We start from the raw sequence: 25744 nt of genomic DNA on the forward strand, positions 1-25744 counted from the left end.
AGCGGCGAGTGTTGGACGAATTTGCGCAAGCTACGACAAGCCAAAGGCTGGTCGCAGTCGCAGTTTGCGTTCGAGGCTGAGTTCCAACAAGCCTATATCAGTGACCTTGAACGTGGAGATCGCAATCCCACTATATCATTGGTGCAGAGGCTGGCGGATTGTTTAGGGGTCAGGGCGGGGGGAGCTGATTGGCTGAGCTGGGTGTTGAGTTGTTTTAGATCTAATCAGATGCCTGCAATTCAGTCTGGAATATCGAAAGTTTATTCAAATTTGTTCGTCTCATGTGCTCAATTTCGATTGAGAGCAGATCGATCAGTAACTCCTCGGCAGGCCGAGGACATGCTCGGCAACGAAGGAGAGGATCATGTTCGTGCTGATTGGTGCGACTTGATAGAGCCGCGTTTCGCGGAACTTGCGTTCGACATCATATTCGGCGGCAAATCCGAACCCGCCATGCGTCTGCACACAGGCTTCGCCCGCCGCCCAACTGGCTTCAGCGGCGAGCATCTTCGCCATATTGGCTTCCTCGCCGCAATTCTCGCCTGCCTCATATTTGCGGATGCCTTCCTGCACGAGCAGGTCGGCGGCGCGCATCTGCGCATAAGCGCGGGCGATGGGGAACTGGACGCCCTGGTTCTGGCCGATGGGCCGACCGAACAACACCCGCTCCTTGGCGTAAGCGGTCGCCTTTTCGATGAACCATTTGGCATCGCCGATACATTCAGCCGCGATCAGCAGACGCTCGGCATTCATGCCTGATAGGATGTAGCGGAAGCCCTTGCCCTCCTCGCCAATCAGATTGGCGGCGGGCACCTCCATATTGTCGAAGAATACGGCGGTGGTCGCGTGGTTCATCATCGTGTCGATGGGATTGATGGTGAGCGTGCCTGCCGCCAGCGCTTCCTTCATGTCCACCAGAAAGACCGAAAGCCCCTCGGTGCGGCTCGCTGCCTCTTCGCGCGGCGTGGTGCGGGCGAGGAGGAGCATTAGGTCCGAATGCTCGGCGCGGCTCGTCCAGATTTTCTGGCCGTTGACGATGTAACGGTCGCCATCCTTTTTGGCGACGGTCTTGAGGCTCAGCGTATCGGTGCCGCTGGTCGGTTCGGTCACGCCAAAGGCCTGCAGGCGCAGTTCGCCGGTTGCGATCTTGGGCAGGTAACGCTGCTTCTGCTCCTCGCTGCCATGACGTAGCACCGTGCCCATGATATACATTTGCGCATGCACCGCGCCGCCGTTGCAGCCCTGCTTCTGGACTTCTTCAAGGATCGCTGCTGCCGCCGATAGCGGCAGGCCAGCACCGCCATATTCTTCCGGGATCAGGGCGGCGAGATAGCCTGCTGCGCCCAAGGCTGTCACAAACTCGGATGGATAGGCGCGATCCTTATCCTTCGCACGCCAATATTCGCCGGGATACCCCGCGCACAGCTTGGCAACTTCTTCGCGGATGGCGGTGTAATCGTGGGTCACGCACTGGCACTCCATTCGCGCAGCATATGTTTTGCAATCTGCAATTGGAGGATCTGCGTTGTGCCTTCGTAGATGCGGTAGATGCGACTATCGCGAAAAAAGCGTTCGGCATCATATTCAGCGAGGTAACCGGCACCGCCATAAATCTGCACGACCCGATCGACCACGCGGCCGCACATTTCAGATGCGAAGACCTTGGCGGCGGCAGCCTTGCGCAGGATGTTCTCACCGGCATCGGCACGGCGGGCTGCGTCTTCGAGCATGCATTCCGCTGCGTAGATTTCAATCTCGCTATCTGCCAGCATCTGCTGGATCAGCTGGAAATTGGCAATTGGCTCGCCAAAGGCCTTGCGTTCATTGGCATAGCGCATCGCACTGTCTAGCGCGCGGCGTGCATAGCCGGCAGCTGCAGACCCCACGGACAACCGACCATTGTCGAGGCTTTGCATAGCGGTCACAAATCCCTTGCCTTCCTCACCACCCAGCAGCGCGTCGCCAGGGACATGGACGTCTTCCATGATGATGTCGGCAATGTGTGATCCGGCCTGTCCCATCTTCTTGTCCGACTTGCCGACGCTTATGCCCGGTGTATCCATTGGTACGAGGAAGGCAGAAACATGCGCATTTTTGGGAAGCGCTTCCTTCGAAGTCCGCGCCATGATGAGTGCGACATTCGCGAAGGGGGCATTGGTGATGTAACGCTTGGTGCCATTCAGCACATAGCCATTGCCGGAACGCGTCGCCATCGTCTGCATCGCAGCGGAGTCAGATCCTGACCCCGGCTCGGTCAACCCAAAGCTTGCAATCTCGCCACCGGCCAGACGCGGCAACCACTCGGCTTTCTGTTCCGCCGTCCCGCCCTTCATCAGCGCAGAGCAGACCATGCCGATATTGATCGACGTGATCGAGCGATAGCAAGGCATGGCGTAGCTCAGCTCGCGGATGGTGCGGGTGTATTGGCTGATGTTCATGCCTGCCCCGCCAAATTCTTCTGGCATGGTTAGGCCGAACAACCCCATGTCGCGCATCTCTTTCATGATTTCATCAGGGATGACGTCGGTTTCGAGAATTTGCTTTTCAGCCGGGACTAGCCTTTCGCGCACATAGCGCTTCAACTGTTCCAGAAAGGCGTCAAATACGTCTTGGTCCATACCACTCATCTTTTCTTCCTTATGCGCCGTGCAGGCCGACAATGGCTACGGCTGAAACATTCTGTACGGGTTGCCCTCCCAGATTATGAGAGAGCGCAAATACGGGATTGTCCTGCCGTTGCCGGTCACCGGCGCGGCCGAGCAGTTGCAGGTAGTTTTCGTAGATCATCCGCAGGCCCGACGCCCCGATTGGGTGGCCGAAGCATTTGAGGCCACCGTCAATCTGGCAGGGGATGCTGCCATCCGCATCGAAAAAGCCGTCGCGGACGTCTTTCCAGCCTTCGCCTTCTTTGGAAATATAAAGGTCTTCCATTGTCACCAGTTCGGTAATCGAGAAGCAGTCATGCACCTCCATCAGGCTAACCTGTTCGCGCGGCTTGGTAATGCCCGCTTCCTCATACGCTTTGGCTGCAGCAATGCGGGTTGTGTGGAAATAGCTGCCATCCCAACCACCGCCTTGCTGCATTTCCCATCCGTTGGAGGCGGAGATTTGCAGGGCCTTGATCGTTACGAGCTCCTGCTTGCCTAATGCTTTGGCGATTTCGGGCGTTGTGACGATGGCACAGGCCGCGCCGTCCGATACCCCGCAGCAGTCATATAGGCCGAGCGGATCAGCGATCATCGGAGCGTTGAGTACCGTGTCGATATCGACCGCCTTTTGCAGATGCGCTTTGGGGTTCTTTGCTCCATTGGCGTGACTCTTGACTGAGACATGGGCGATGGCACGTTTTAGGTCATCGCGTGATACGCCGTGCTTGGCGCGATAGGCGGAGGCAATCTGCGCAAAGCTTCCTGGCGCGGAACCGGTGACGCCGATCATGTCGAATGTGGTGCCGCGCGACCGTACTGGAAGGCCGCCATAACCCGTATCCTTCAGCTTCTCGACACCCAGCGCGAGCGCAATATCGCACGCGCCCGACGCAACAGCATAAACCGCACCCCGAAAACTTTCGGTGCCGCTGGCGCAGTAATTTTCAACTTTGGTCACACCGATATTGGGCAGACGCAGCGCCATCGAGAGCGGGATTCCCGATGGCCCGATATTTTGGGCATCAAAGCCGACGCCCAGCCAGGCCGCATCGATTTGGGAGGTTTCGATACCTGCATCCACCAAGGCTTCGTCGAATGCCTCAACCATCAACTGATCTGCATCCTTGTCCCAGCGTTCGCCGAACTTGGAGCAACCCATGCCTAGAATGGCGACCTTGTCCTTGATTCCGCGTGGCATCATGCGTCTCCCTTGCTGACAGGAACGGCTTTCCAGAAATATTTGGTGAAGTGGCGTTGGTCGTCCGTTGCCTTGATACGAAAGACCATACGCATCTCGACGCCGACTTCGATCTCATCTGCGCAAACATCGGCGAATTCCGTCACCAGTCGCCCGCCGCCTTCAAAATCGATGGTGCCATAAAAGCTCGGCGGATCGGGCGAGAAGGTGAGATTGTCGGCCGTGAATGCGATCACTTTTGCATAACGTTCAGCTAACGGATAATCTTCCTGTGTGCCTTGCGCGCGATCATTTGGGTTCACGTTGATCTCGGTCTTGGGGAACTGGACCGTGCCCGTCTTGGTACAGCGTCCACCAATTAGCCCCAGCACTGCCTTGCGCTGGCGGAACAAAGTTGTGCCTGGCTGCTTCTGATCCATCTCGGCGCGGATGCCCTTTTCCAAACGCAGCAGATTGCGGTGGAACAGGTAGCGGCCGTAATTGCTGTCATCCTGACGGAACGCCAGATGTCCTGAAACACCCCAGCGTGGCGGGAGATTGGTCAGCGCTTCTGTTGCTTCAAACACCAGCACATCTGCGCCTTGTCCAAAGCTGGCGAGAAGGATCTTTTCACCCGGCTTCGCCTTCTCAAGGCATGCGGTAAGCATCACGAGCGGGTGTGCGGCCCCGCTGTCGCCAACGACCGCCATCAGCGGATCGGAGCAGACTTCGGGGCGGATGCCTGCCTTCTTCGCCAGTTGTTCAGGAACGCCCTTCACTGGCACGGCGATGACGGCATGATCAATCGCGGTACCGTCCAGCCCCAGCTTGCCGAGGCCATTCTTCAGCGCCTTGCCCAGAATGGCGGCATAGCCTTCATCCCGGATCCAGCGGCTTTCCCATGCATAATCGAAATCACTGCCGCTGCTGCGGAAATGATCGACGAAATCGATGGTGAGACTGTGGCCGCCCAGATAGCGTGCAATGACATTGCCTTGGCCAACAAGCATGGCGCCAGCAGCATCGCCATAGTTCATTTCGGCTTCAGAGGCTGGCTTGGCCTTGCGGTTGTCCGATGCGATGACAAGCTGCGTGGCCTGCCCGTCAAGCGCTTGCATCAGGGAGGAACTACCCGCGCGGAGAGAGCCCGCCGCGTCATTGGCGCCGGTGGCGTCGGCTAGCGCCAGCGCTTCCTTCACCACGCCCGCATTCAGCCGGTCTGCAAAGGGCAGGGTGGTGGAAGCCAGCGTCACGCGCTGCACGATGGTGCGATCCAGTCCCGTCAGGCAATCGCGCGCCGCTTCCACCCCCATGGTGATCGCGTCTTCATCCCAGTTTGCGACGGCCTTTTCACCCTTGGCCAGACCTCGAAGTCCGCCAGCAAACCAACCATTGAATGCGTGGATTGCCGCGCGTTGCAGGCGGCGCTTCGGGATATAGGCACCGAACGCCAGGATGCCGGTTTCACTCATGCCGCAAATTCCACATAGCCATTGTTGAGCACCATCGTATCGCGCTCCACGCTAAAGGCCTGGAACGCGGCTTTGCCGTCGCCCTCCCGCCAGATGTCTGTGCGGATTGTTTCACCCGGGAAGACCGGCTTTGAAAAACGGGCGTTCATCCGTTTGAGGCGCGCGGGATCATTGTCCATAAGTTCGGATATCAGGCTTCGTCCAACCACACCCAGAGTTGCCAAGCCGTGAAGGATCGGGCGATCAAACCCTGCGGATTGGGCGACTTCCGGATCGATGTGGAGTGGATTGAGATCGCCTGATAGGCGATAGATCAGCGCCGCGTTGTTCGCAGTCTTCAATGCTTCGGACAGATCGGGTGCACGGTCCGTCGGCACTGGGTGCGGGACGGGTGCGCCTTCAGACGAACCGCCAAAACCGCCATCACCGCGCAAGAAGGTTGTGGCAACAGTATCAGCATAATGCGTACCGTCCTTGCCCCTGATGCTGCGCTTGACGAGCGCAATCGCGCCTTTCTCTGCTCCCTTGTCAAACAGGTGCGTGATCCGGTTCTCGCCGATGAACACACCTTCGCTCGGCAATGGCTTGTGGATGATGATCGATTGCTCACCATGGAGAATCTTTGTCCAGTCTGCCCCCATGGCCGGATCGCGCCACATGAAGCCGGGATAGCCCAGTACAACCGCCATGGTCGGAAGCGCCTTCAGCCGTTCTTCAAATACGAAGTCCAGTTCCTCGCAACCAATCCCTAGCGCGTAGAGAATGGTGTCGCGTTGCGTCCAATTTTGCTCGATGACGACGGGATCGCGGCCGAGAAGATAATCCGGATCAATAACCATGCGGCTCTCCTTAGATTGGATCGTATCCGAAGATGTCGCCAGACCGTTCGGTAGGGTCGGTGAAGAAAGGACGCGCCGCTGGGAGAAACTCCTCTGCGATGCTTTTGACCGTCCAGCCATCCGACTTGTGGACGGTGCGCACCGGGCGCGGCTTGGAGAAGACGAAAATTTCATTCTTGCGCACACCGAAGATCTGGTTGGTGACTTCAGTGGAGGCGTCCGAGGCGAGGAAGGCGACAAGTGGCGCTATTTTGTCGGCACTCATCGTTTTCATCCGCTCGATACGCTGGGCTTCGGCTTCGTTCGTCGCCGGAATCGTTGCAATCAACCGACTCCATGCGAACGGTGCGATACAGTTGGAGCGGACGCCGGACCGCGCCATATCGAGCGCAATCGACTGCGACAGTCCGACAATGCCCAACTTGGCCGCAGAATAGTTAGCCTGCCCGAAATTGCCGATCAGCCCACTGGTCGAGGTAAAGTGGATGAAGCTGCCTGAACCCTGATCTTTGAAGTAAGGCGTCGCCGCTTTCGAGACGTTGAAGCAGCCGTTAAGGTGGACGTCTATAACGGCATTCCAGTCCTCATGGCTCATCTTGTGCCATATGCGATCGCGCAAGATACCCGCATTGTTGACCACCGCGTCGATACGGCCATAGGTCTTGACTGCATCTTCAATAATCGAAGTGGCGCCCGCCGGGTCCGCCACGCTGGCGCCATTCACGATGGCTTTGCCCCCCGCCGCCTTGATGTCATTGACGGTTTCCTGCGCCGGTCCAACGTCTGCGCCATCCCCTTCTGCCGATGCTCCGAGGTCATTTACGACAACGCTTGCGCCTTCTTGTGCGCAGAGCAACGCGATTTCACGCCCCACACCACGCCCGGCACCCGTAACGGCAACAACCTTGCCTTCGAGCATTCCAGCCATCAGCTTGCCTTTCAGATACGTTCGATGATGATCGCCGGCGCCATGCCGCCCGCTGCGCACATGGTGACGAGGCCAAATCGTCCGCCCGAACGCTCAAGTTCGTCGAGCGCAGTACCGATCAACATCGAACCGGTGGCACCGATGGGATGGCCGAGTGCGCACGCACCGCCGTTGATATTCACCTTCGAGCGATCAAGATCCAGATCACGAATGAATTTCTCAGCTACGACCGCGAAGGCCTCGTTAATTTCCCAGACGTCGATGTCATTTTTGTTCAGACCTGCTTTTGCCAACACTTTTTTTGCTGCCGGAACCGGTGCGTTGAGCATCAATGTGGGATCGTCGCCTTCATTGGCATAGGCCACAATCCGTGCGCGCGGTTTCAACCCGTGTTTATCTGCATAGTTTTTGGACGTGATCAGCAAAGCAGCTGCACCATCCACGACACCGGAGCTGTTGCCTGCGTGGTGGATAGGCTCCCATTGCAAATCTGGATAACGGCGCTGGATCTGTTTGCGGAAAGTCACGCCACCGCCAAGGTCGAAATCTGCAATCGCACCAAAGCTTGGTTTAAGTTCGGCCAAACCCTCGGCGGTCGTTTGCGGACGCGGAAATTCTTCATGGTCCAGGGCGACGCTGCCGTCTTCATTATAAACCGTCACCAGGCTGTTGTTGAATCGACCTTCCTGGATTGCAATATCGGCTCGACGTTGGCTTTCCAATGCAAGCGCATCAACATCGGCGCGGGTGATTCCTTCAAGTGCTGCAATGGCATCCCCGCATACACCCTGATTGGATTGGGGATGCAGGGCATCAAGTGCAGGGTTTCCAGCACCCATTCCCAATGGCTTCAATCCGGCGTTTGCCTCTTCTGCGGCCATACTCGCATGCAAACTCATCATTTCCGCGCCGCCAGCAATGACGCAGTCCTCCATACCCGACATCACTGAGGCGGCAGCGATGTTGACCGAGCTTATCCCGCCGCCACAGAAACGGTCGAGCGTAATGCCCGACGCCTTGGTGCTATAGCCCGCCGCCAAAGCGGACATGCGACCGACGTCGCCACCTTGTTTGCCCTTTTGCACCGACGTCGACCAGACGACATCATCGACCGTTTCCGTATCCAGATTATTGCGCTCTTTAAGGGCCTTCAGCACCGTCGCGCCAAGATGTTGCGGGTGGAGATGGGACAATGCACCCTTGCCGGGCTTGCCAATCCCGCGGGGGGTGCGGACGGCGTCGATGATATAGGCTTCGGCCATTATAAGTTCCTTTATGCAGGGATTTCGTTGAACGGGACGCCCTTGTCGGGACGGTGATCTTGCGGCAGGCCGAGTATTTTCTCTGCAATGGTATTGAGAAGCATTTCGTCCGCACCACCTGCAATGCGGCCGGTGGGCGCGTTGATCCAGCTCGTCTGCCAATTATCCTTCACAGACAAATGCTCGTCAAAATGCAGGCCGTCTGTACCCTGCAAGTCTATTGCGAGTTCAGAAAGTTTCTGCCGAGAGCGCACCGAAACGAGCTTGTTCAGTGAACCCTCCGGTCCGGGCTCCATGCCCGCCTGCATCATCAGCATGGCGCGCGCGGTGATGGCGTCGAGACCGTTGCGCATGGCATAATTGCGGGCAATCTGATGGCGGACTCGGCCATCCCTGATTGCAGGTTGCCCGTTGATTTTGGCCTCCTTTGCGAGACTGACGAACAAATCTAGATGCGGACCAAAGCCACCGCTGTCGGTCGCGACATAACGTTCGATCATCAGCGTCGCCATTGCCACGGCGAAGCCGCCACCGACCGGCGACATGCGGTGACTGTCGTCGATTTTCACATCGTCAAAGAAGACTTCATTCACATGGCTGTCGCCTCCGGCAAGCTTGACCGGGCGAACCTCAACGCCCGGTGCGCGCATATCCACCCAGAAATAGGTCAACCCCTTATGCTTTTGCGCGGTCGGATCGGTGCGGACGACGATGACGCCGTAATCGGAATATTGGGCGTAGCTGGTCCAGAGCTTCTGGCCATTGAGTTTCCAGCCATTGCCTTCAACTTCAGCCTTCATGCGTAGCCCGGCCAGATCGGAGCCACCTGCGGGTTCGGAGAAGAGTTGGCACCAGATTTCCTCGCCCTTCAAGGCTTTCAGTACGCGTTCCTTTACCCAGACCCTGTCCTCGCAATATTTCATGATCATCGGCACAGGCATGCCGAGTGAGATACCAAAGAAATGGGTGGGCATACCGAAAGCCATTTCTTCGGTTTCGAAAGCCACCTTTTCGATATGCGTCAGCCCTTGGCCACCCATTTCAACCGGCCAGTTGATCCCTGCAAATCCGGCGTCAAAACGGGCATTAAGATAACGGCGGCCGAGCGCCAGCTTTTCGTCATAGCTCAGATGGGTCTGTGCGGCCTTGCCATAAACGGGGGCAACCGATTCAAGCCATGCACGGGCGCGGGCGCGAAAGGCGTCGAGATCACTCATGCGGCTTCTCCTTCAAGACGATCAACCAGCACATCTTCCCAGAAAAACAGATTGCCCTGTTCAATGGCGAGGGTTCGTGCGCGGCGCATGTGGAGGTGAAGTCCTGCCTCCCACGTAACGCCAATGCCACCATGCACTTGCACGCAATCGCGTGCGCAGGTGTCGTAGCTGTCGGTCGCTTGGATACGGGCGGCCGCGGCGGCTTTGATGAAGTCTGGATGGCCTTCGCGCGTGGCAGCGTGGAGTGCACCCGCGCGTGCCAGTTCGACCAGACCGTACATTTCAGCGATGCGGTGTTTGACCGACTGAAAGGCGCCGATCACCTGCCCAAATGCGCGGCGGGTATTGGCATAGTCGCGTGCGCGCTCCAACAGCGCCTCCGCGCCGCCGGTTTGCTCATGCGCGGTTACAACCGACTGCAGTGCAAGGATGTGGAGTGCAGCATCAATCGCTGCCTGTCCCCGCGCCAGCTCGTTGGCGGCTGTGCCCGCAAACACCAAATCGGCAGCACAGCGGCTGTTGTCAAAGCTGTTGAAAGCGGAACGTGTGACGCCATTAAGGTCTGCAACAACCAGAGCGGCCTCGCCCCCATCATTTGCCAATATTATGGCTACATCAGCTTTCAAACCAGCTGAAACGCCCGACTTGGTGCCTGTGATGGCGCCGCTCGCGAACTGGACACCGGTACCGAGGACAGTTTGCGCTTCGGCAAAAGCCACCGCACCAATGGTTTCACCACTCGCTAATTTGGGGAGCCACTCTTCACGCACTGCGTTGCTGCCATAATCCAGAATTGCGCGGGCCGCGCCGAAGGAGGAGGTAAGGAATGGTGCGCCCGAAAGCGATCGCCCGGCTTGGTGCGCAATAAGCCCCAATTCGACCAGTGACAGTTCCAATCCGCCATAGGCTTCCGGCAACGCAAGCGCTGTCCAGCCCTGTTCCTTTGCGGTATCCCAATAGGCTTCGTGGAACGCGCCTTGCAGCTCCAGCAGCGGCAGCAGAGCTTCAGGACTGATGCGCGCTTCAAGAACGCGACGCGATTCGGTTGCGATGGCCAGTTGGCCTTCGTCATAGAGCAGAGACATCGTCTTCCTATCTGATTGTATATTTTTTGGCCTTGTCTGCCATCAGGGCAGCACGGTCCACTTGAGGCACACCCACCGGGTTGCCGATCTGGCAATATTTCAACCCCAATTGCAACGCGACCGAGCGGGGCAAATCCAGACTTTGCCAGATTGCCTTCACGGAACCCGCAGTCGCCGCTGGTGGTTTTGCGGCGATAGTTGCGGCCAGTTCTTGCGCGCGCGGCCAAAGATCCTCGAGCTTTGTGATCTCGCTGACGAGGCCGATGCGCAACGCCGTGCCTGCACCGATACGTTCGTCATTGCCGAGAAGCACCATGCGCAGCACATCTTGCAATGGCAGCTTATAGGTCATGCCAATGGGTTCAAGCGCGCTGGTCATGCCATAGGTTACATGCGGGTCAAAAAAGGTCGCGTCTTCAGAACAGATGATGATGTCTGCTTCATTGAGCCAATAGAAGGCGCCTCCTGCTGCCATACCATGCACCGCCGCAATCACGGGCTTCCAGCAATTCATCGATTTGGGGCCGAGATAGTTGCCGGGGTCTTCACAATGCCAGATATTGTCCAGATCGACCACGGGGTCACCTTGCATTGACGCTTTCACGTCTACGCCGGTGCACCAGGCCTTGCCGGGCGCGGCGCGGAGGACGCAGCAGTGGATGTCATCGTTCGCACCGACCCACTTCCACAGATATTCAAATTCGTCCATCATCTGCTTGGTGAAGCTGTTCATGGCCTCTGGTCGGTTGATTGTGATCGTCGCGACATGATCAGCGACATCGACGAGGATGGTTTCGTACTGCATCTGACTCTCCTGCGGGCTATCCGCATGGTTGACCTAGTTATACAACTCGCTATGACATAGAGAGATAGTGGAGGACAAGCCCTGCGATGAATTTTGACTTATCTGATGAACAGAAAATGCTGGCTGAGCAAGCGCGCGGGCTGCTTTCCGAGCGTTCGCCATATGATCATTTGCGTGCGCTGATCGATGCAGGTGCCGAATGGGACGAATCACTTTGGCGCGAACTGGGCGAAATGGGGTTCCTTGGCGTGGCAATCCCGGAGTCGTTCGGGGGCTTGGGAATGTCGGCGCTTGATCTGGGTGTTATTGCCCAAGAGCTTGGGCGCTGCAATGCAGCGGTTCCCTATTATTCGTCGATCATTTTATGCGCCGACGCAATCCGTCTGGCAGGAAGCGACATACAAAAGGCCGAATGGCTGCCCAAATTAGCTTCGGGTGAAGTTGTAGGCACCTTTGCCTACGCCGAGGGACCCGGGCCGAGTTTTGCGACAGGTGTAAAGCTGGAAGGCGCAAAGTTGAACGGGTCAAAGACTCCGGTTGCGGATGCCGGAATAGCCCAGCTTGCAGTCGTACTCGTGGCGGGCGGTGGCTTGGCGCTCGTTGACCTTAACCAATCTGGCGTCACGCGTACCAAGCTTGAGAGCTTCGATCAGTTGCGCGCTCATTACCGCATCGATTTTGCAGATGCAGCGGCGGAGATGATGCCAGGTAAGAATGTGCTTGCCACTCTGCTTGATCGTGCAGCGGTACAGGCAGCCTTTGAAGCAACTGGCGCGGCAGAAGCGTGTCTGACCATGGCGCGCGACTATGCACTCGATCGGCAGATTTTTGGACGCTCACTTGCGTCCTTTCAGGCGATCAAACACAAATTGGCCGAGCTTGCGGTCGAGGTCGAACTCGCTCGTTCCAACGCCTATTTCGGGGCATGGGCAGCGGATGAATCACCTGACGATTTGCCCGCCTCCGCCTCCGCCGCCCGGCTGACAGCATTGACCGCATTTGAAAACGGCGCACGCGAAAATCTGCAAGTACATGGTGGTATTGGCTATACGCAGGAAGCCAATTGCCATTTCTATTACCGGCGCGAGCGGACGCTGGCTTTGGGATTGGGTGGTCGCGACTATTGGACCGATAGGTTGATCAACCACCAGCCTGGACTTCAAGGCCAAATCTCCTCGGGGAAGGCAGCGTAATATGGACTTTAACGATACTCCCGAAGAAGCCGCATTCCGAACCGAAGTGCGCGCATGGCTGGCTGCAAACGCTCCGGCCCATGTCATCCCGCAGGGCGTCGCGCTTGATGACACTGAAGAGGTGCAGCGCGGTCGTGCATGGCAACGTGCTGTTTATGATGGCGGCTATGCCGGTATCACCTTCCCCAAAGCGTTGGGCGGCCGCGGCGGCAGTGTCATTGAGGCCGTGGTTTTTTCCGAGGAAGAGGCGCAATATCACCTCCCCAAGGGCCCCTATATCGGGATTGGTCTTGGCATGGCGATTGCAGCGATTGCCAAGCACGGTACTGAAGAACAACGCCAGAAATTCATTGAACCGACATTGAAGGGCGAACTCACTTGGTGCCAGCTTTTTTCAGAACCCTCTGCCGGTTCCGACCTTGCCAATTTGCGCACCAAGGCGGTGAAGGAGGGTGATGACTGGATCGTCAACGGCCAGAAAGTCTGGTCAAGCTGGGCACACCGCAGCGACTGGGGCATCCTTATAGTTCGGACTGATCCCTCGGTGCCCAAGCATAAGGGGCTGACATTTTTCGTGGTCGACATGAAGTCGCCCGGGATTGAGATCCGCCCGATCCGCCAGATTTCGGGTGCAAGCGATTTTAACGAGACATTTCTTACCGATGTCCGCATCCCGGACAGCAACCGCATCGGCGACGTAGGCGGCGGCTGGGGCGTCTGCATGACGGTGCTGATGGGCGAAAGGCTCGGCAGCGGTAGCCACAAGGCGCAGGTCTCGCCCCTTCTCGACTATGCCGCATCGACGCCGGGAATGAATGGCGGCACCGCGCTAGACAGCGGCAGCATACGTGCTGCGCTTGCCCAGGCAATGGCGGAAGAGCAAGGAGCGAAATATCTGGAGGCCCGTCTTCGCACCATGGTCAGCCGCGGCGAAAATCCCGGCGCGCTCGCGGGAATGATCAAGATGTCCTACGCCAGCCGTCTGCAAAAGACGAGCGGGCTTGCCATGGAATTGCGGGGACTGGATGCCATCGCACCGAGTATCGATGATACACTGACTCGGTCGATCCAATATGATTATATCTGGTCGACGGTGATGCGTATCGCGGGCGGTGCCGACGAGGTGCTCAAAAATCAAATCGCGGAACGTGTGCTTGGCATGCCCGGAGAAATCCGGATGGACAAGGATGTGCCATTCGAGGCACTGAAATAAACCTCCAAAATCTTCAGGGGAAACAGGTTGACCGATCCATTTGCGCCGCTGGCGTTGCGACGCGGGCCAGCGATGAAGAACCGCTTTATGCTGGCGCCGCTGACCAATATGCAAAGCCATGCTGACGGTACTTTGTCCGATGATGAGATCCATTGGCTGTCAAAACGCGCTGAAGGTGGCTTTGGTCTGACCATGACCGCAGCTGCACATGTATTGCCAGCCGGGCAGGGGTTTAAAGGTCAGTTGGGTGTTTTCTCCGACGAGCATCTTCCCGGCCTCAGGCAATTGGCAAATGCCATCCGCCAGCGTGGAAGCCTCTCGTCGGTGCAATTGCATCATGCCGGTTGGCGAGCTCCAGCGGAACTTACAGGGCAGCAACCAATGGGGCCGTTCGAGGACGTTCAAACGGGCGCACGTGCCATGTCTACTGCTGAAGTCGAAGCCGCAATCGAGGCATTTATCACAGCTGCTGTTCGTGCTGAAAAAGCTGGCTTCGATGGCGTAGAGCTCCACGGAGCGCATAGTTATTTGATTTGTCAGTTTCTCGATACCGGCAATCTGCGCAGCGATGGCTGGGGCGGAAGTTTCGCCAATCGTCGACGTTTTCTTGATACCATCATTGATGGAGTTCGTGAAAAGACAGGAGCAGACTTTCAACTCGGATTGCGCCTCTCGCCGGAGCGGCATGGGATCGCCACGCGCGAGGCTTTGGAGCTTGCGGAAGACCTAATGACGTCGGGCAAGATCGACTATCTCGACATGTCGCTGTGGAATTGCTTCAAAACACCAATTGAATCCGAATTTTCCAAACGGCCACTCATTGAATGGTTTACGGAGTTAGAACGGGGTAGCACTGCGTTAGGGGTTGCCGGCAAGATCATGTCTGCAGCAGATGTGCGTCGGTGTCTCGAGATAGGCGCGGATTTTGTCCTGCTTGGCCGGGCCGCAATCCTGCACCATGATTTCCCGGAAAAGATGCAAGCGGACAGCAGGTTTGAAGCAATCGCCCGACCTGTGATGCGTGAACATCTCCGCGCCGAGGGGCTATCTGAATCCTTCGTCGATTATATGGCAACTTGGCCTGATTTTGTAGCAGACTAAGCTAAAGCCAGTGTTTCAGGCTGCCTTTTTCCGCTCTTTGGCCGCCGCTTGCAAAACAGGCTTCAAATCCTTCTTCAGGATTTTTCCGTTCGGGTTAAGGGGCATGTCATCCAGTACCAGCAAAGTCCGTGGCACCTTGTTGTCGGCTAGGTGCTCACGCGCATAAGCGATAACTTCTTCGGCAGTGGCAGTTGTTCCCGGACGTAGGGTAATGGCCGCTGCAACGTCTTCGCCCAGAATGTCATGATCGATACCAACCACGGCAGCCTGCTGCACAGCTGGGAATTGGTGCAGGACAGTTTCTATTTCCAGTGGCGTAATATTATAGCCGCCCCGAATGATCAGTTCCTTGGAGCGGCCGGCCATGATCAGGTCGCCATCTTCATCGACATAACCAAGATCGCCGGTGCGGGTCCACCCTCCAGTGAAGGTCGTTGCAGTGGCCTCCTCATCACGCCAGTAGCGACGCGGGTTTTTCTGGATGCCGTAAATCTCACCAACCACGCCGGGCTCGGTTATCTTGTTTCCGGCTTCGTCACGCAATTCCATATGTTCGGGCAGTTTACCGACGCATCCCGGCTTCATCACTTGTTCCTGGCTGGTGGTGGCAATGCCAATTCCACCTTCGGACATGCCATAGCTGTTGCGCATCCGCAGATGCGGCCACAAAGCCTTGGCACGGACGACTGAATCATGGGGCAGCGGGGCTGTGCCGGTCATTAGATGCTTGATGCCTTCCATCGAATAGTTCGCGACGTCCGGGTGATCGAGCACCAACCGCAACATCGAGGGCACAAGATAAAGCAGCATCGGCTTGCGTGCTTCGGCCAATTCGAGGAAGCCTTTGGGATCAAATTTTGGCATGGTTATCGCTGTTGCACCGCCGCGCGCGGGAAGCATCACAATGCCAAGATTGCCGCCCGAGCCGGTAAGGGGGAGCGCGTTCAGCGTCCCGGTCGAACGGTCGCGATTCAGCCCGGTCACTCCGCCATTCATCAGGTCAGGGTGCGAAATGACGACGCCCTTGATCTTGCCCGTTGTGCCACTTGTGCCAAGAATTTCGGCATCTGCCTTGGGATCCAGAGTAGATTGGTCGGGCAATGCAGACAGATTTCGCGGCATTTCTGTCGGATGCCAGCTACCGGTAAGGTCCAAACCGGCGACCAATTTGTTGGTTTCAGTAATGGCAAAGCGGGGTTCGCACAGCGCGCCATAATCGGCGATTTCCTTGGGCGACAGGCGGACATTGATCGGGCAGGCAATACCCCCGCAGCGAAAGCAGGCAAATACGGCTATCACCATTTCGAGGACAAAGCTGTTGCTGATTGCGAGGAAAACCCGGTCTCCGGGCTGCAAACCAGCCGCTGCCAATCCGCCCGCTACTTCGTCTACGGCCTTGTCCCATTGGGCATAGGTTAGATCGCGTGTGCCATCGGAATGCGCGATTTCGTCGGGTTGATGGTGCGCCCTAACTTTCAGGGCATCGCTTATTCTGCGGACGGTGATGCCCGAAACTGGATCGGTGAAATAGTCCGCGTTGCCCATTAGGAATCCTGCTTGCCAATAAAGTCTGCATAGCTTACCTAGTTATACAACTAGATTCAAGGAGTGAAAGATGGCTGAGGCACAAAAAGATATTCTCGAGAGTGATGAGTGGCAGAAAGCAGTCGATTACGAGATTACTGATCACGACATCGAACGCCAACGCAAACTGCTCGGCTTTGATCAGGCTGCCAAGACGCGTGAATATATCCAGACAGCAACCGAAGATAATATCCGCAACTTTGCTCATGGTTGCGGCGACGACAATCCGCTCTACTGCGATCCTGACTATGCCCGCAAAACCCGTTGGGGTGGGCTAATCGCTCCTGCGATGATGTGTGCCCAGATCAACCGCCCGATGCTGGGCGATCCGGTGCCGGACGAAATCAAGGCTCTACGCAAGTCGTTGTTTCGCGGCATTCACGTCTTTGTCTCGGGTTCGCAATGGGATTTTTATCGTCCTGTTCGCCCAGGCGACACCATCTACAGTTTCAACGGTGACGAAACATGCGAAGTGAAGGCATCTGAATTCGCAGGCAAGTCAGTGATCACCGTGCGCCGTGACGTGAAAGTCAACCAGCGTGGCGAAGTGGTTGCGGTTTATCGCATCCTGCGCGTGCTGACCGAACGCAAGACTGCGGCCAAGAAGGGTAAAAACCTATCGATCCAGCCAGCAAGCTATACCGACGAAGAGTTTGCGAAGATTGAAGAAATTTATGCTGCTGAACAGGTGCAGGGTGCGACCAAGCGCTATTTCGAAGACGTTGAAAAGGGCGACAGCCTTGGTGTCCAAGCCAAAGGGCCGCTGACCGTTACGGACGTCATCTGCTTTCACGCGGGAGGCTATGGTTTCGTGCCGTACGCACCGACCGCGAACCGCCTTGCGCACAAGAATCGCAAGCGAATCGCACCTTTCTATGTCAAGAATGAACAAGGCATTCCCGATGTTGCACAGCGGCTGCACTGGGACCCGAAATGGGCGCAGGCAATCGGCAATCCGATGGCCTATGATTATGGGGTAATGCGCGAAAACTTTCTCTATCAATATCTATCCGACTGGATGGGGGATGATGCCATCGTCCTTCACGTCCACGACGAGATACGCAAATTCAACTATATGGGCGATGTTCAAACGGTGACCGGTGAAGTGCTGGCCAAGCGCAAAACCGATGACGGCCAGAATGTGGTTGATGTTGCGGTGAAGTTCACCAACCAGCGTGGTGAGGAGAGCGTTCGGGCAACCGCTACCATTGCCTTGCCAACGAAGGACAATCCGCTACCCCTATATCCCGAAGTGCCGCGCGCACTGGCGCAGAAGGCTGCGGCGATGATGGCGCGCCACTGGGAATTGGGGGGCAAGTGAACGAAACGGTTTTGATCGAAAACCAGGGCGGTGTGCGGATAGTTACGCTCAACCGCCCTGACCGGCTGAATGCGCTCGACAGTTCAATCATGGGGCCGCTCGCCGATGCAATGGCGGACGCCGCGCGTGATGTCTCGGTCAGTTGCGTGGTGGTCACCGGGGCAGGCCGTGGGTTTTGTTCAGGCGGCGACTTGAAAGGTGATCGGGGTGGTCCGGTGACGGCAAGCCGTGATCTGGGCGGACGCAACGAACAGGGCTTTGCCCGGCTGCGTGGCTATATGGAAACCTCGCGCCTTTTGCATGAAATGACCAAGCCGACGATCGCCATGATCAACGGCCCGGTTGCTGGTGCCGGTATTGGAATAGCTGGAGCGTGCGATCTCCGATTTGCAGGGGAGAGCGCGACTTTTCTTGCTGCATTTGACAAGATCGGCGCGGGCGGCGATTTCGGTTCCAGCTGGTTCTGGACCAAAATTCTCGGCACCGGCGTGGCTCGTGAACTCTTTTTCCTGTCGGAGAAACTGTCGGCAGAACAGGCATTTGCCAAAGGCATCTACACTAAATTATTTGCTGACGATGTTTTGCGTGAAGAGACGTTGAAGGTCGCACACAAGCTGGCAGATGGGCCTCGTATTGGCTATCGCTATATGAAGATCAATCTGAATGCAGCGGAGGATTGGGCGTTCGAAGCGCAATTTGATCAAGAAGCACTCAACATGGGGCTGTCGACCCAAGGCAGCGCAGCAGTGTGGAAAGCAGAGCGCGAAGCGAAGGACAATTAAATCGGGCGCTGCGAGGGCGCGACGAAGATTGTTTGTGTGCCTTTCGCATATAAGCCATCCAGATCGGCAAATATGCTTTGCGCCAATGCATGGCCATTGCCAGCACCCTGAGTTTCTGAATCAATCAGGAACCATTCGCCGCGTGGCATGCGGAAGAATTGAATGGTGATGTCGAGATTTGCGAAGCTCCATTCTTCTGCGCGTGTCGAACTGCCGACGCCATTGCCATAGTCACCAAAGAGGCAGGCCTTGGCAAAGGGACTCGTCGCTTTGCCTTGGACAACCTCGCCATTCATACAGAGCCAAACTGCACCGCGTCCGGGCTCAGTCGCCTTACCGAGGAAACCCTTGGTCCTGATGGCACCAGCCATACCCGCGCCAATAAGGAACTGGTTTTCCGCAAGCGTGTCAGGATGTGGATAGTCAAATGGCGCCGGTATGGCGGGGGTTTCCAAATAGCGGGCGAGTAGAACATGTGCCTGGCAAACAAGCTTTTCAGCTGCGAACAACTCGATCCGGTGTAATTGTGCCTGCCGACCGCTGCGGATGGCGGTAATTCTCGGTTCCAGAAGCGTGCGGGGTACGATGCCCAAAATATCAATTGAGACGCGGCAGATTTCGAAATTGGGATCAAACCCCGCTTCTTCGATGATTGTGGCAGTCAACGCAGAAATTGGACCTCCTGCGATTGCATTGCCAAACCACGGATTTTTCGACAAACTTGAAGGCACGAATCCGCTGCCTTCCCGCGTGAAATAATAGGGCGTTGGTGCTTGTTCCTGAGTCATGATCGAGCCCTTAACATGCCTCCGTAAATGCAAACAACATATTTGACGTAGTTATATAGGTGAGGCATAGCGATTCCATATCTTGTCAGGAGAGTGGAAAATGGATCTGAGCTATGGCGCGGAAGCGGAAGAGTTTCGCAAGGAGGTCCGCGCCTTCCTGAAAGAGGCATGGACGCCAGCAGCTGAGTTGCGTGGCGCCGACTTAAAGGTCTTCATCAAGGACTTCCGGTTGAAAGCGACGGATAAAGGCTATTTGTACCGCGCGATTCCCAAACAATATGGAGGATCGGAGCAGCCAGTCGATGTGATCAAGGCCCAGGTGATCCGTGAGGAATTCGGCAAAATGCGCGCGCCCATGGAAATGGGCGGTAACGGCATGAATATGACCGTGCCAACCCTGCTGGAAAAAGGAACGGAGGAGCAGAAGGAGCTGTTCATCCGAAAGACCATGTCTGGCGAATATATCTGGGGCCAAGGTTACAGCGAACCCGGCTCCGGCTCTGATTTGGCGAGTGTCCGCACAAAAGGTGAATTGTCGGCCGATGGCACCAAATGGATCATCAATGGTCAGAAAATCTGGACTTCGCAGGGTATGCAATCGACGCACATGTTCATGCTGGTGCGTACCGAGCCCGACGCGCCAAAACATGATGGCATCACTTATTTGCTGATAGACCTTAACCAGCCCGGCATCACCCGCCGACCGATCAAGCAGATGACAGGCGAGGAAGGTGACCATACTTTTTGTGAATTCTTCTTCGACAATGCCGAAACGCCGGTCAGCTGGCAGGTCGGCGAACGCGGACAAGGCTGGTATGTCAGCCGCACCACGCTGAAGCATGAACGCGCCAGCATCGGCAGCGCCGATGGCCTTGGTAACCAGTTCAAAAAGCTTGTGGAACTGGCCAAGGAAACGGGCCGGATCGGTGAACCAATCATACGCGACAGGCTAGCCCAAATCGAAGGCTTCGTCCTTTCGCATCGTTATACCAGCTTCCGGCTCTTTTCCTGCTCGGCAGCCGGCGAAGACCCCGGCAATGTGCAGCTGATGATGAAGCTGTACCTTACCGAAATTGGGCATGAAATGGCGCTGCTCGCACAAGAACTGATTGGTGAGTATGCCTTTATCGAGCCCGAAGGGGCAGGAGGCCGTGGTCCGCGAGGGCCAAGAGGGCCAGAAAAATGGATGGACCAGATAATGGGCTCGCTAGGCAATTCGATCGCCGGTGGTGCGAGCAACATACAGCGCAACATTATCGGTGAGCGGGGTCTTGGACTGCCGCGTGACCTTGCCATGTCAGGAGAGAAATAATGCGCTTTCACCTCTCCGAAGAACAGGTCGCCATTCAGGATGCCATTCGCGGAACGCTTGCCGATTGTTGGCAGCTGGAACAACAGCATAAATTTGCGGACGGTGAGGCAGATTTTGACCAAACCAGCTGGGATGCGCTGATGGCATTGGGGCTGGGTTCTATCTTGCTTCCGGACAGCGGAATGGGCCTGCTCGATGCCGCGCTGGTATGTGAAGTGGTCGGTGAGGCTGCCGCTCCCGGCCCGTTGATCGGCCAGCTTCTCTCCGTCGCTGCTGTGGCACACACATCTCACGAAGCAGCCAAGGCGTATCTGGCGGGGCTGGAAGCGGGCACGACGGTTGCCGCGCTCGCTCTCGGAGAAAGCCCCTATGTCCAGTGCGCCAAGGCCGCGCAACTGTTTCTGGCAGGCGGACGTGACGGAGCGCTGTCGCTGATCGAAGCAGGAGAGGGCGTCACCATCGAGGCCGTCAAATCCACCGATCGCAGCCGACCCATATCCCGAGTCAGCTTCGAAGGTGCCAAGTCACATGAGCTTTTTGCAGCGGGTGATCCGATGGTAAGTAAAATCCACGACGCTGCTCTTGTTCTCATCGCAGCAGACTCGCTTGGAGGAGCGCAAAAGTGCACCGATATGACTGTCGCCTACGCAAAGGAACGCGAACAGTTCGGACAACCAATCGGTCGCTTTCAGGGTTTGAAGCATCAGCTGGCGCATATGGCATTGGACGTCGAGCCCGCCCGCGCGCAGGTCTGGTATGCTGCCTACGCCCACGACGCCAACCTTCCCGATGCCGAACGCGCAGCCGCCATGGCCAAGGCGCATCTTTGCGACGTTTATGTGCGTACCACGCGCGCGGCTGTCGCTGCGCATGGGGGGATAGGCTATACTTGGGAATATGGTTTGAATTACTGGTTCCGCCGTGCGGCGTTCAACCGGGCATGGCTCGGCAGCCCGTTGCAACATCGCGCGCGCGCAGCCGATTTAGCGGGGTGGTGAGATGAACGAAGTGAGAAATCCGGTATTCCTTCCAGAAGACGATTGTTACCATCAACTTTCGGAGGATCCTTATGAAACCGAAACCAATTGGTGGTCGTTCAACATCCCGGAACGCAAGATAGGATGCTGGATACACGCGCCCTATTATCCGAACCGCAAGGCCATCACCTGGCGGATTTTTGCGTGGGATGACGAAGGCTATGACCCTGCACGCATGGCCTATTTTCGCAAAGTTGAAGAAGCGGCGATGCCCGACAATCCCGACCTGCGCGATATCACTTTTCCTGGCGACAAGGCCGGTCCCGGCTACTCCTTGAAAATGATTGAGCCGGGGATGAAATATCATTTGCAATATGAAGACGTGTCACGCGGATTTGCGCTCGATTTCACACATACAGGATTGCACGAACCGCATCGCTTTCCGCCCGGAAAGCCGCCCTTCATGCAGACGCCGCATTTCGATCAGCTCGGCCATGTTGAAGGCTGGATGACTTTGCGCGGCGAACGTATTCGCATTGACGGTATTGGCGTTCGCGACCGCACCTGGGGTCCACGTGGCGGCCCTTATGCTGCCAGCCCGAAAGTCTATGCGACCGATCTGGAACGCGTGAAGCACCCCGGCGGTGCGCGCTGGCGTGAGATTGAGCGCGAACGCGGGCGTGGTCGCATCCAGTACATTTTTGGTCACCGCAGGGATGGCACCGGATTCCTAGGTTTCGCCCGCGTACAGGATGCGGACGCCCAAGGCTGGGCCCCGATGAATGCCGGCTGGATCCGCCGTGACGGCCAGTTCGGAAGCCTCGATGCCACGAAATCCCGTATGAAAACATGGCGCAATCCCAAGACCGGCTGGTGCACGCATATGGAAGTTGATCTGATCGATGAACTTGGGCGTTCTATGCAAAGCGAAGGTTTTGCTGTCAGCACGATGAGCGAAGCGGGTTACGGCGTGAACCAGCTGATGCGCTGGGATATCGACGGCGGCATTGGCTGGGGCGAGGATCAGGATGTTTGGAATGGCACCCATTTTTTGCGGGTGCTGGATGCGCTGAAGGCTACAGGCTGAACTGTGCTCGAAAATCTTCGCCTTCCGCTGATGTGCGCGCCGATGAGTTTTGCATCGTCGGTGCCATTGGCTGTCGCCTGTTGCAAGGCGGGCGTGATCGGCGGCTGGCAAGGCGGCACCGCGACGACCGATGAAGAATTTGAAGCTTATCTGATTGCTCTGGACGGGGTCAAAGGCGCGCCGCCCATCGTCAACATCCCGGCCCGCTGGGGCAGCGATCCGAAGTGGCAATCTCGGCTCGATATGCTCGGCGATCATAGGGCCCCGCTCGTGCTGTCGAGTCTCGGCGATCCATCCGCGCTGGTGGCGCGCGTGCATCAATGGGGCGGCCGTGTCATTCAGGATGTCACAACGATGAAGCACGCCGAAAAGGCAATTACAGCAGGCGTTGATGGCCTGATGCTGACTTGCGCGGGGGCGGGCGGACATACCGGTTTCTTAACGCCGCTCGCATTCGTGCCCGCTGTTCGACGGATATGGAGCGGCTTGCTGATTGTCGCAGGCGGGATTGCCGATGTGCACGGAATGGCGGGTTCGCTAGCATTGGGTGGAGACATTGCCGCAATGGGCACGCGCTTCATCGCCACCCCCGAATCGGGCGTGGTCGAGGGGCACCGCACGATGATCCCGACCGAAGGTATGGACAACATCATCGCGTCCGCCGCTATGAATGGCGTGCCCGCACATTGGATGCGGTCCTCTATCGAAGCCGTCGGACTAGATCCCAAAACTCTGCCCAACGTTCGCAGTGAAATGCCCGAAGGTGTGATGCCTTGGCGCGACATCTGGAGTGCAGGGCAAAGCGTCGGCCTCATTGACGCGGTTGAGCCTGTCGCCGATCTGGTGGAAAGGCTCGCGACCGAATTCGAATCTCTTCCCAACCTGCCCGATTGGCGGGCGCGGCTGGGCCGATTGAACTAGGAGACTATCATGGCTTTCAAGACCCGCATCACCGATCTGCTTGAGATCGAACACCCCATTGTCCAGGGCGGCATGCAGGGCGTCGGCACGGCGGAACTCGCTTCTGCCGTTTCGAATGCGGGAGGTCTTGGTATCCTTACAGCACTGACGCAGCCGACACCCGCCGCGCTGCGTGAAGAGATTGAACGCACCCGCTCAATGACCAAGAATCCGATCGGCGTGAATATGACGATCTTTCCGACGATAAACTCGCCCGATTACAATGCCTATGCCGATGCGATCATCGAAAGCGGTGTGAAAGTGGTCGAAACTGCGGGAACACCTGCCGTGCGCGAAATCTGGGCGAAGTTGCAACCGCATGGGATCAAGATCCTCCACAAATGCACCGCTGTCCGTCATGCCTTGTCCGCAGAACGCAACGGTTGCGATGCGATTTCGATCGATGGTTTCGAATGCGCAGGTCATCCCGGCGAAGATGACATTCCCGGTTTGATCCTGATCCCGGCTGCTGCCGATCAGGTCAAAATCCCCATGCTGGCAAGTGGCGGCTTTGGTGATGGGCGCGGCCTTGTCGCTGCGCTGGCACTCGGCGCGGATGGCATCAATATGGGCACCCGATTCTGCGCGACACAGGAGGCGCAAATCCACGCCAATGTCAAACAGGCCTATATCGACAATGACGAACGCGGCACCAATTTGATCTTCCGCAGCCTCAAGAATACGGCTCGGGTGGGCAAAAGCGAAGTGTCCGACGAAGTGGTTCGCCGTCTTGCGCAACCTGGTGCGACTTTTAAGGACGTGCAAGAACTGGTCTCTGGCGAAAAGGGCCGTGAAATGCTGAAAGACGGTGATCTGACCAAAGGCATTTTCTGGGCTGGCATGATTCAGGGCCTAATCCACGACATTCCGACCTGCAAGGATCTGATCGACCGGATCATATCCGAGGCTGAGAGCATCATCGATAACCGGCTTGCAAGTTTGCGGATATAAACCTTAGGTGGATTGACGAGGTCGCGTTGCTCGTCAGCGCTTGAATTTCGTCAATCCATCACAAGTACGACGCGACCAGCGCTTTGTCCCGCGGCTGCGGCCTCCATCGCTTGGATATAGCTCTCCAGCTTATAGGTGGCGGCGATGGCGGGTTTGAGAATGCCCTGCGCGGCGAGGGTAAAGATCGTTTTGCGGTTCGCTTCGCTGCGTTCAGGCTCGTAGATTCCAAATTGCCGGATATCGACCCCGACCAGGCTTGCACCTTTCAGCAGCGGCAAGTTGGTCCGCAGCGCTGCGATGCCAGCCGGAAAGCCGATGATCAGATGCCGCCCGCCCCAGCCGAGGCTGCGAAAGGCAGGGTCGGTCATATCGCCCCCTACAGGATCGAACACGACATCAACTGGCTTGTCGCCATTTGCATGCTTGACCTGATCGCGCCAATCCTCTGCACGTCCGTCAATCGCGATGTCAGCGCCCGACACAAGTGTCAGAGCGCGCTTTTCAGCGTTGGAGGCCAGCGAAATGACGCGGGCGCCGAGATGCTTGCCAATCTGGACGGCCGCCAGCCCGGTCGCTCCGGCAGCCCCCAGCACCAGCAATGTCTCACCTGGCTTTAGGTGCCCCCTGTCGACGAGCGCGTGCCAGGCGGTGGCATAGCTGACCGGAAAGACGGCGGCGGAGATCAGGTCCATTTCATCGGGGACTAAACGCAAGGCGCGTTGGGGCAGGACGATCTCTTCGGCAAAAAGCCCGCCCCATGCGCTGCACACTACGTGGTCTCCCACCGCAAATCCGGATACGTCTTCCGCGACTTCGGTGACAATGCCTGCACCTTCCGATCCCGGAATGAAAGGTAGCGGAGGTTTGACCTGATATTCTCCCTTGGCAGTGAGTACGTCGACAAAGCTTATCCCCGCAGCCTTGATCGCGATACGGACATGCCCTTTCTGCAACGGTTGTGCCGGTCGTTCCACCAAAGAGTATACATCGGGCGGACCAAATTGGTCTGCGATCACGACACGTGGCATAGCGACTGCTCCTC

General features: G+C 57.1%; 23 protein-coding genes and 1 pseudogene. 11 read left to right on the top strand and 13 right to left on the bottom strand.

What is annotated here, in order from left to right; genetic code table 11:
* Positions 1-21: 21 nt before the first annotated feature.
* Positions 22-162, top strand: a pseudogene (locus DXH95_RS16200) (helix-turn-helix domain-containing protein); the annotation flags it as partial.
* A gap of 150 nt (positions 163-312) precedes the next feature.
* Here the strand turns inward: DXH95_RS16200 and DXH95_RS03795 are convergent.
* From DXH95_RS03795 to DXH95_RS03840, 10 genes are read right to left on the bottom strand one after another with little or no spacing between them, the layout of a single operon-like run.
* Positions 313-1467 (bottom strand): acyl-CoA dehydrogenase family protein, encoded by a 1155-nt coding sequence (locus DXH95_RS03795; RefSeq protein ID WP_420822274.1) that lies wholly within the window; start codon positions 1465-1467, stop codon positions 313-315.
* Positions 1464-2627, bottom strand: a complete 1164-nt coding sequence (locus DXH95_RS03800) for an acyl-CoA dehydrogenase family protein (protein WP_115549381.1) — start codon at positions 2625-2627, stop codon at positions 1464-1466. The genes DXH95_RS03795 and DXH95_RS03800 overlap by 4 nt, the downstream gene beginning before the upstream one ends.
* 10 nt (positions 2628-2637) lie before the next feature.
* Entirely contained in the window at positions 2638-3846 is a 1209-nt protein-coding gene (locus DXH95_RS03805; RefSeq protein ID WP_115549382.1) for an acetyl-CoA acetyltransferase, read from the bottom strand.
* Positions 3846-5297, bottom strand: coding sequence for a hydroxymethylglutaryl-CoA synthase family protein (locus DXH95_RS03810; protein ID WP_115548105.1), 1452 nt, complete (start codon positions 5295-5297; stop codon positions 3846-3848). Before DXH95_RS03810 ends, DXH95_RS03805 begins: the two co-directional genes overlap by 1 nt.
* Entirely contained in the window at positions 5294-6136 is an 843-nt protein-coding gene (locus DXH95_RS03815; protein ID WP_115548106.1) for a MaoC family dehydratase, read from the bottom strand. The genes DXH95_RS03810 and DXH95_RS03815 overlap by 4 nt, the downstream gene beginning before the upstream one ends.
* Positions 6137-6146: 10 nt before the next feature.
* Positions 6147-7064 (bottom strand): SDR family NAD(P)-dependent oxidoreductase, encoded by a 918-nt coding sequence (locus DXH95_RS03820; protein WP_181883561.1) that lies wholly within the window; start codon positions 7062-7064, stop codon positions 6147-6149.
* 11 nt (positions 7065-7075) lie between these two features.
* Positions 7076-8326 (bottom strand): acetyl-CoA C-acetyltransferase, encoded by a 1251-nt coding sequence (locus DXH95_RS03825; protein ID WP_115548107.1) that lies wholly within the window; start codon positions 8324-8326, stop codon positions 7076-7078.
* 11 nt (positions 8327-8337) lie between these two features.
* Complete coding sequence (locus tag DXH95_RS03830; RefSeq protein WP_115548108.1) at positions 8338-9543, bottom strand: acyl-CoA dehydrogenase family protein; 1206 nt, start codon at positions 9541-9543, stop codon at positions 8338-8340.
* Positions 9540-10628, bottom strand: coding sequence for an acyl-CoA dehydrogenase family protein (locus DXH95_RS03835; RefSeq protein ID WP_115548109.1), 1089 nt, complete (start codon positions 10626-10628; stop codon positions 9540-9542). Before DXH95_RS03835 ends, DXH95_RS03830 begins: the two co-directional genes overlap by 4 nt.
* Before the next feature lie 7 nt (positions 10629-10635).
* The gene (locus DXH95_RS03840) at positions 10636-11433 is read right to left on the bottom strand and encodes an enoyl-CoA hydratase/isomerase family protein (protein ID WP_115548110.1); all 798 of its coding nucleotides are present in this window, start codon (positions 11431-11433) and stop codon (positions 10636-10638) included.
* Between the two features lie 86 nt (positions 11434-11519).
* Between DXH95_RS03840 and DXH95_RS03845 the strand changes: the two genes are divergently transcribed.
* The 3 genes from DXH95_RS03845 to DXH95_RS03855 are packed head-to-tail and all read left to right on the top strand — an operon-like array spanning position 11520 to position 14940.
* Positions 11520-12626 carry an acyl-CoA dehydrogenase family protein gene (locus tag DXH95_RS03845; RefSeq protein ID WP_115548111.1) on the top strand — a complete coding sequence of 369 codons (1107 nt, stop codon included), beginning with the start codon at positions 11520-11522 and terminating at the stop codon, positions 12624-12626.
* 1 nt (position 12627) lies between these two features.
* The gene (locus DXH95_RS03850; protein WP_115548112.1) at positions 12628-13839 is read left to right on the top strand and encodes an acyl-CoA dehydrogenase family protein; all 1212 of its coding nucleotides are present in this window, start codon (positions 12628-12630) and stop codon (positions 13837-13839) included.
* Between the two features lie 27 nt (positions 13840-13866).
* Positions 13867-14940 carry an NADH:flavin oxidoreductase gene (locus DXH95_RS03855; RefSeq protein ID WP_115548113.1) on the top strand — a complete coding sequence of 358 codons (1074 nt, stop codon included), beginning with the start codon at positions 13867-13869 and terminating at the stop codon, positions 14938-14940.
* 15 nt (positions 14941-14955) lie between these two features.
* Here the strand turns inward: DXH95_RS03855 and DXH95_RS03860 are convergent, their stop codons facing one another.
* Complete coding sequence (locus DXH95_RS03860; protein ID WP_239016530.1) at positions 14956-16485, bottom strand: class I adenylate-forming enzyme family protein; 1530 nt, start codon at positions 16483-16485, stop codon at positions 14956-14958.
* 70 nt (positions 16486-16555) lie between these two features.
* On the opposite strand from DXH95_RS03860, the gene DXH95_RS03865 reads away from it, so the two are divergent.
* On the top strand, positions 16556-17845 hold the full coding sequence (locus tag DXH95_RS03865) for an FAS1-like dehydratase domain-containing protein (RefSeq protein ID WP_115548114.1): 1290 nt from the start codon (positions 16556-16558) through the stop codon (positions 17843-17845).
* Entirely contained in the window at positions 17842-18627 is a 786-nt protein-coding gene (locus tag DXH95_RS03870) for an enoyl-CoA hydratase-related protein (protein ID WP_115548115.1), read from the top strand. The genes DXH95_RS03865 and DXH95_RS03870 overlap by 4 nt, the downstream gene beginning before the upstream one ends.
* Here the strand turns inward: DXH95_RS03870 and DXH95_RS03875 are convergent.
* Positions 18624-19415, bottom strand: coding sequence for an acyl-CoA thioesterase domain-containing protein (locus DXH95_RS03875; protein ID WP_115548116.1), 792 nt, complete (start codon positions 19413-19415; stop codon positions 18624-18626). The two genes, DXH95_RS03870 and DXH95_RS03875, sit on opposite strands and share 4 nt — an antisense overlap.
* Before the next feature lie 100 nt (positions 19416-19515).
* Between DXH95_RS03875 and DXH95_RS03880 the strand changes: the two genes are divergently transcribed.
* From DXH95_RS03880 to DXH95_RS03900, 5 genes are read left to right on the top strand one after another with little or no spacing between them, the layout of a single operon-like run.
* On the top strand, positions 19516-20727 hold the full coding sequence (locus DXH95_RS03880; RefSeq protein WP_115548117.1) for an acyl-CoA dehydrogenase family protein: 1212 nt from the start codon (positions 19516-19518) through the stop codon (positions 20725-20727).
* The gene (locus tag DXH95_RS03885) at positions 20727-21725 is read left to right on the top strand and encodes an acyl-CoA dehydrogenase family protein (RefSeq protein ID WP_115548118.1); all 999 of its coding nucleotides are present in this window, start codon (positions 20727-20729) and stop codon (positions 21723-21725) included. Before DXH95_RS03880 ends, DXH95_RS03885 begins: the two co-directional genes overlap by 1 nt.
* A gap of 1 nt (position 21726) precedes the next feature.
* Positions 21727-22791 (top strand): DUF7065 domain-containing protein, encoded by a 1065-nt coding sequence (locus DXH95_RS03890; protein WP_115548119.1) that lies wholly within the window; start codon positions 21727-21729, stop codon positions 22789-22791.
* 42 nt (positions 22792-22833) lie between these two features.
* Entirely contained in the window at positions 22834-23712 is an 879-nt protein-coding gene (locus DXH95_RS03895; RefSeq protein ID WP_181883562.1) for an NAD(P)H-dependent flavin oxidoreductase, read from the top strand.
* A 9-nt stretch (positions 23713-23721) separates the two neighbouring features.
* The gene (locus DXH95_RS03900; RefSeq protein WP_115548121.1) at positions 23722-24702 is read left to right on the top strand and encodes an NAD(P)H-dependent flavin oxidoreductase; all 981 of its coding nucleotides are present in this window, start codon (positions 23722-23724) and stop codon (positions 24700-24702) included.
* A 50-nt stretch (positions 24703-24752) separates the two neighbouring features.
* Here the strand turns inward: DXH95_RS03900 and DXH95_RS03905 are convergent, their stop codons facing one another.
* The gene (locus tag DXH95_RS03905) at positions 24753-25730 is read right to left on the bottom strand and encodes an NADPH:quinone oxidoreductase family protein (RefSeq protein ID WP_115549385.1); all 978 of its coding nucleotides are present in this window, start codon (positions 25728-25730) and stop codon (positions 24753-24755) included.
* Positions 25731-25744: the final 14 nt, after the last annotated feature.

It is taken from the genome of Sphingorhabdus pulchriflava (assembly GCF_003367235.1).
GTDB classification, from domain to species: domain Bacteria; phylum Pseudomonadota; class Alphaproteobacteria; order Sphingomonadales; family Sphingomonadaceae; genus Sphingorhabdus_B; species Sphingorhabdus_B pulchriflava.

Coding starts and splice junctions, on each gene's coding strand:
- DXH95_RS03905 (WP_115549385.1), bottom strand. CDS start 25,730: ATGCCACGTGTCGTGATCGCAGACCAATTTGGTCCGCCCGATGTATAC.
- DXH95_RS03805 (WP_115549382.1), bottom strand. CDS start 3,846: ATGCCACGCGGAATCAAGGACAAGGTCGCCATTCTAGGCATGGGTTGC.
- DXH95_RS03900 (WP_115548121.1), top strand. CDS start 23,722: ATGGCTTTCAAGACCCGCATCACCGATCTGCTTGAGATCGAACACCCC.
- DXH95_RS03820 (WP_181883561.1), bottom strand. CDS start 7,064: ATGGCTGGAATGCTCGAAGGCAAGGTTGTTGCCGTTACGGGTGCCGGG.
- DXH95_RS03800 (WP_115549381.1), bottom strand. CDS start 2,627: ATGAGTGGTATGGACCAAGACGTATTTGACGCCTTTCTGGAACAGTTG.
- DXH95_RS03865 (WP_115548114.1), top strand. CDS start 16,556: ATGGCTGAGGCACAAAAAGATATTCTCGAGAGTGATGAGTGGCAGAAA.
- DXH95_RS03835 (WP_115548109.1), bottom strand. CDS start 10,628: ATGTCTCTGCTCTATGACGAAGGCCAACTGGCCATCGCAACCGAATCG.
- DXH95_RS03825 (WP_115548107.1), bottom strand. CDS start 8,326: ATGGCCGAAGCCTATATCATCGACGCCGTCCGCACCCCCCGCGGGATT.
- DXH95_RS03845 (WP_115548111.1), top strand. CDS start 11,520: ATGAATTTTGACTTATCTGATGAACAGAAAATGCTGGCTGAGCAAGCG.
- DXH95_RS03895 (WP_181883562.1), top strand. CDS start 22,834: ATGAGTTTTGCATCGTCGGTGCCATTGGCTGTCGCCTGTTGCAAGGCG.
- DXH95_RS03850 (WP_115548112.1), top strand. CDS start 12,628: ATGGACTTTAACGATACTCCCGAAGAAGCCGCATTCCGAACCGAAGTG.
- DXH95_RS03815 (WP_115548106.1), bottom strand. CDS start 6,136: ATGGTTATTGATCCGGATTATCTTCTCGGCCGCGATCCCGTCGTCATC.
- DXH95_RS03890 (WP_115548119.1), top strand. CDS start 21,727: ATGAACGAAGTGAGAAATCCGGTATTCCTTCCAGAAGACGATTGTTAC.
- DXH95_RS03810 (WP_115548105.1), bottom strand. CDS start 5,297: ATGAGTGAAACCGGCATCCTGGCGTTCGGTGCCTATATCCCGAAGCGC.
- DXH95_RS03885 (WP_115548118.1), top strand. CDS start 20,727: ATGCGCTTTCACCTCTCCGAAGAACAGGTCGCCATTCAGGATGCCATT.
- DXH95_RS03830 (WP_115548108.1), bottom strand. CDS start 9,543: ATGAGTGATCTCGACGCCTTTCGCGCCCGCGCCCGTGCATGGCTTGAA.
- DXH95_RS03860 (WP_239016530.1), bottom strand. CDS start 16,485: ATGGGCAACGCGGACTATTTCACCGATCCAGTTTCGGGCATCACCGTC.
- DXH95_RS03875 (WP_115548116.1), bottom strand. CDS start 19,415: ATGACTCAGGAACAAGCACCAACGCCCTATTATTTCACGCGGGAAGGC.
- DXH95_RS03840 (WP_115548110.1), bottom strand. CDS start 11,433: ATGCAGTACGAAACCATCCTCGTCGATGTCGCTGATCATGTCGCGACG.
- DXH95_RS03880 (WP_115548117.1), top strand. CDS start 19,516: ATGGATCTGAGCTATGGCGCGGAAGCGGAAGAGTTTCGCAAGGAGGTC.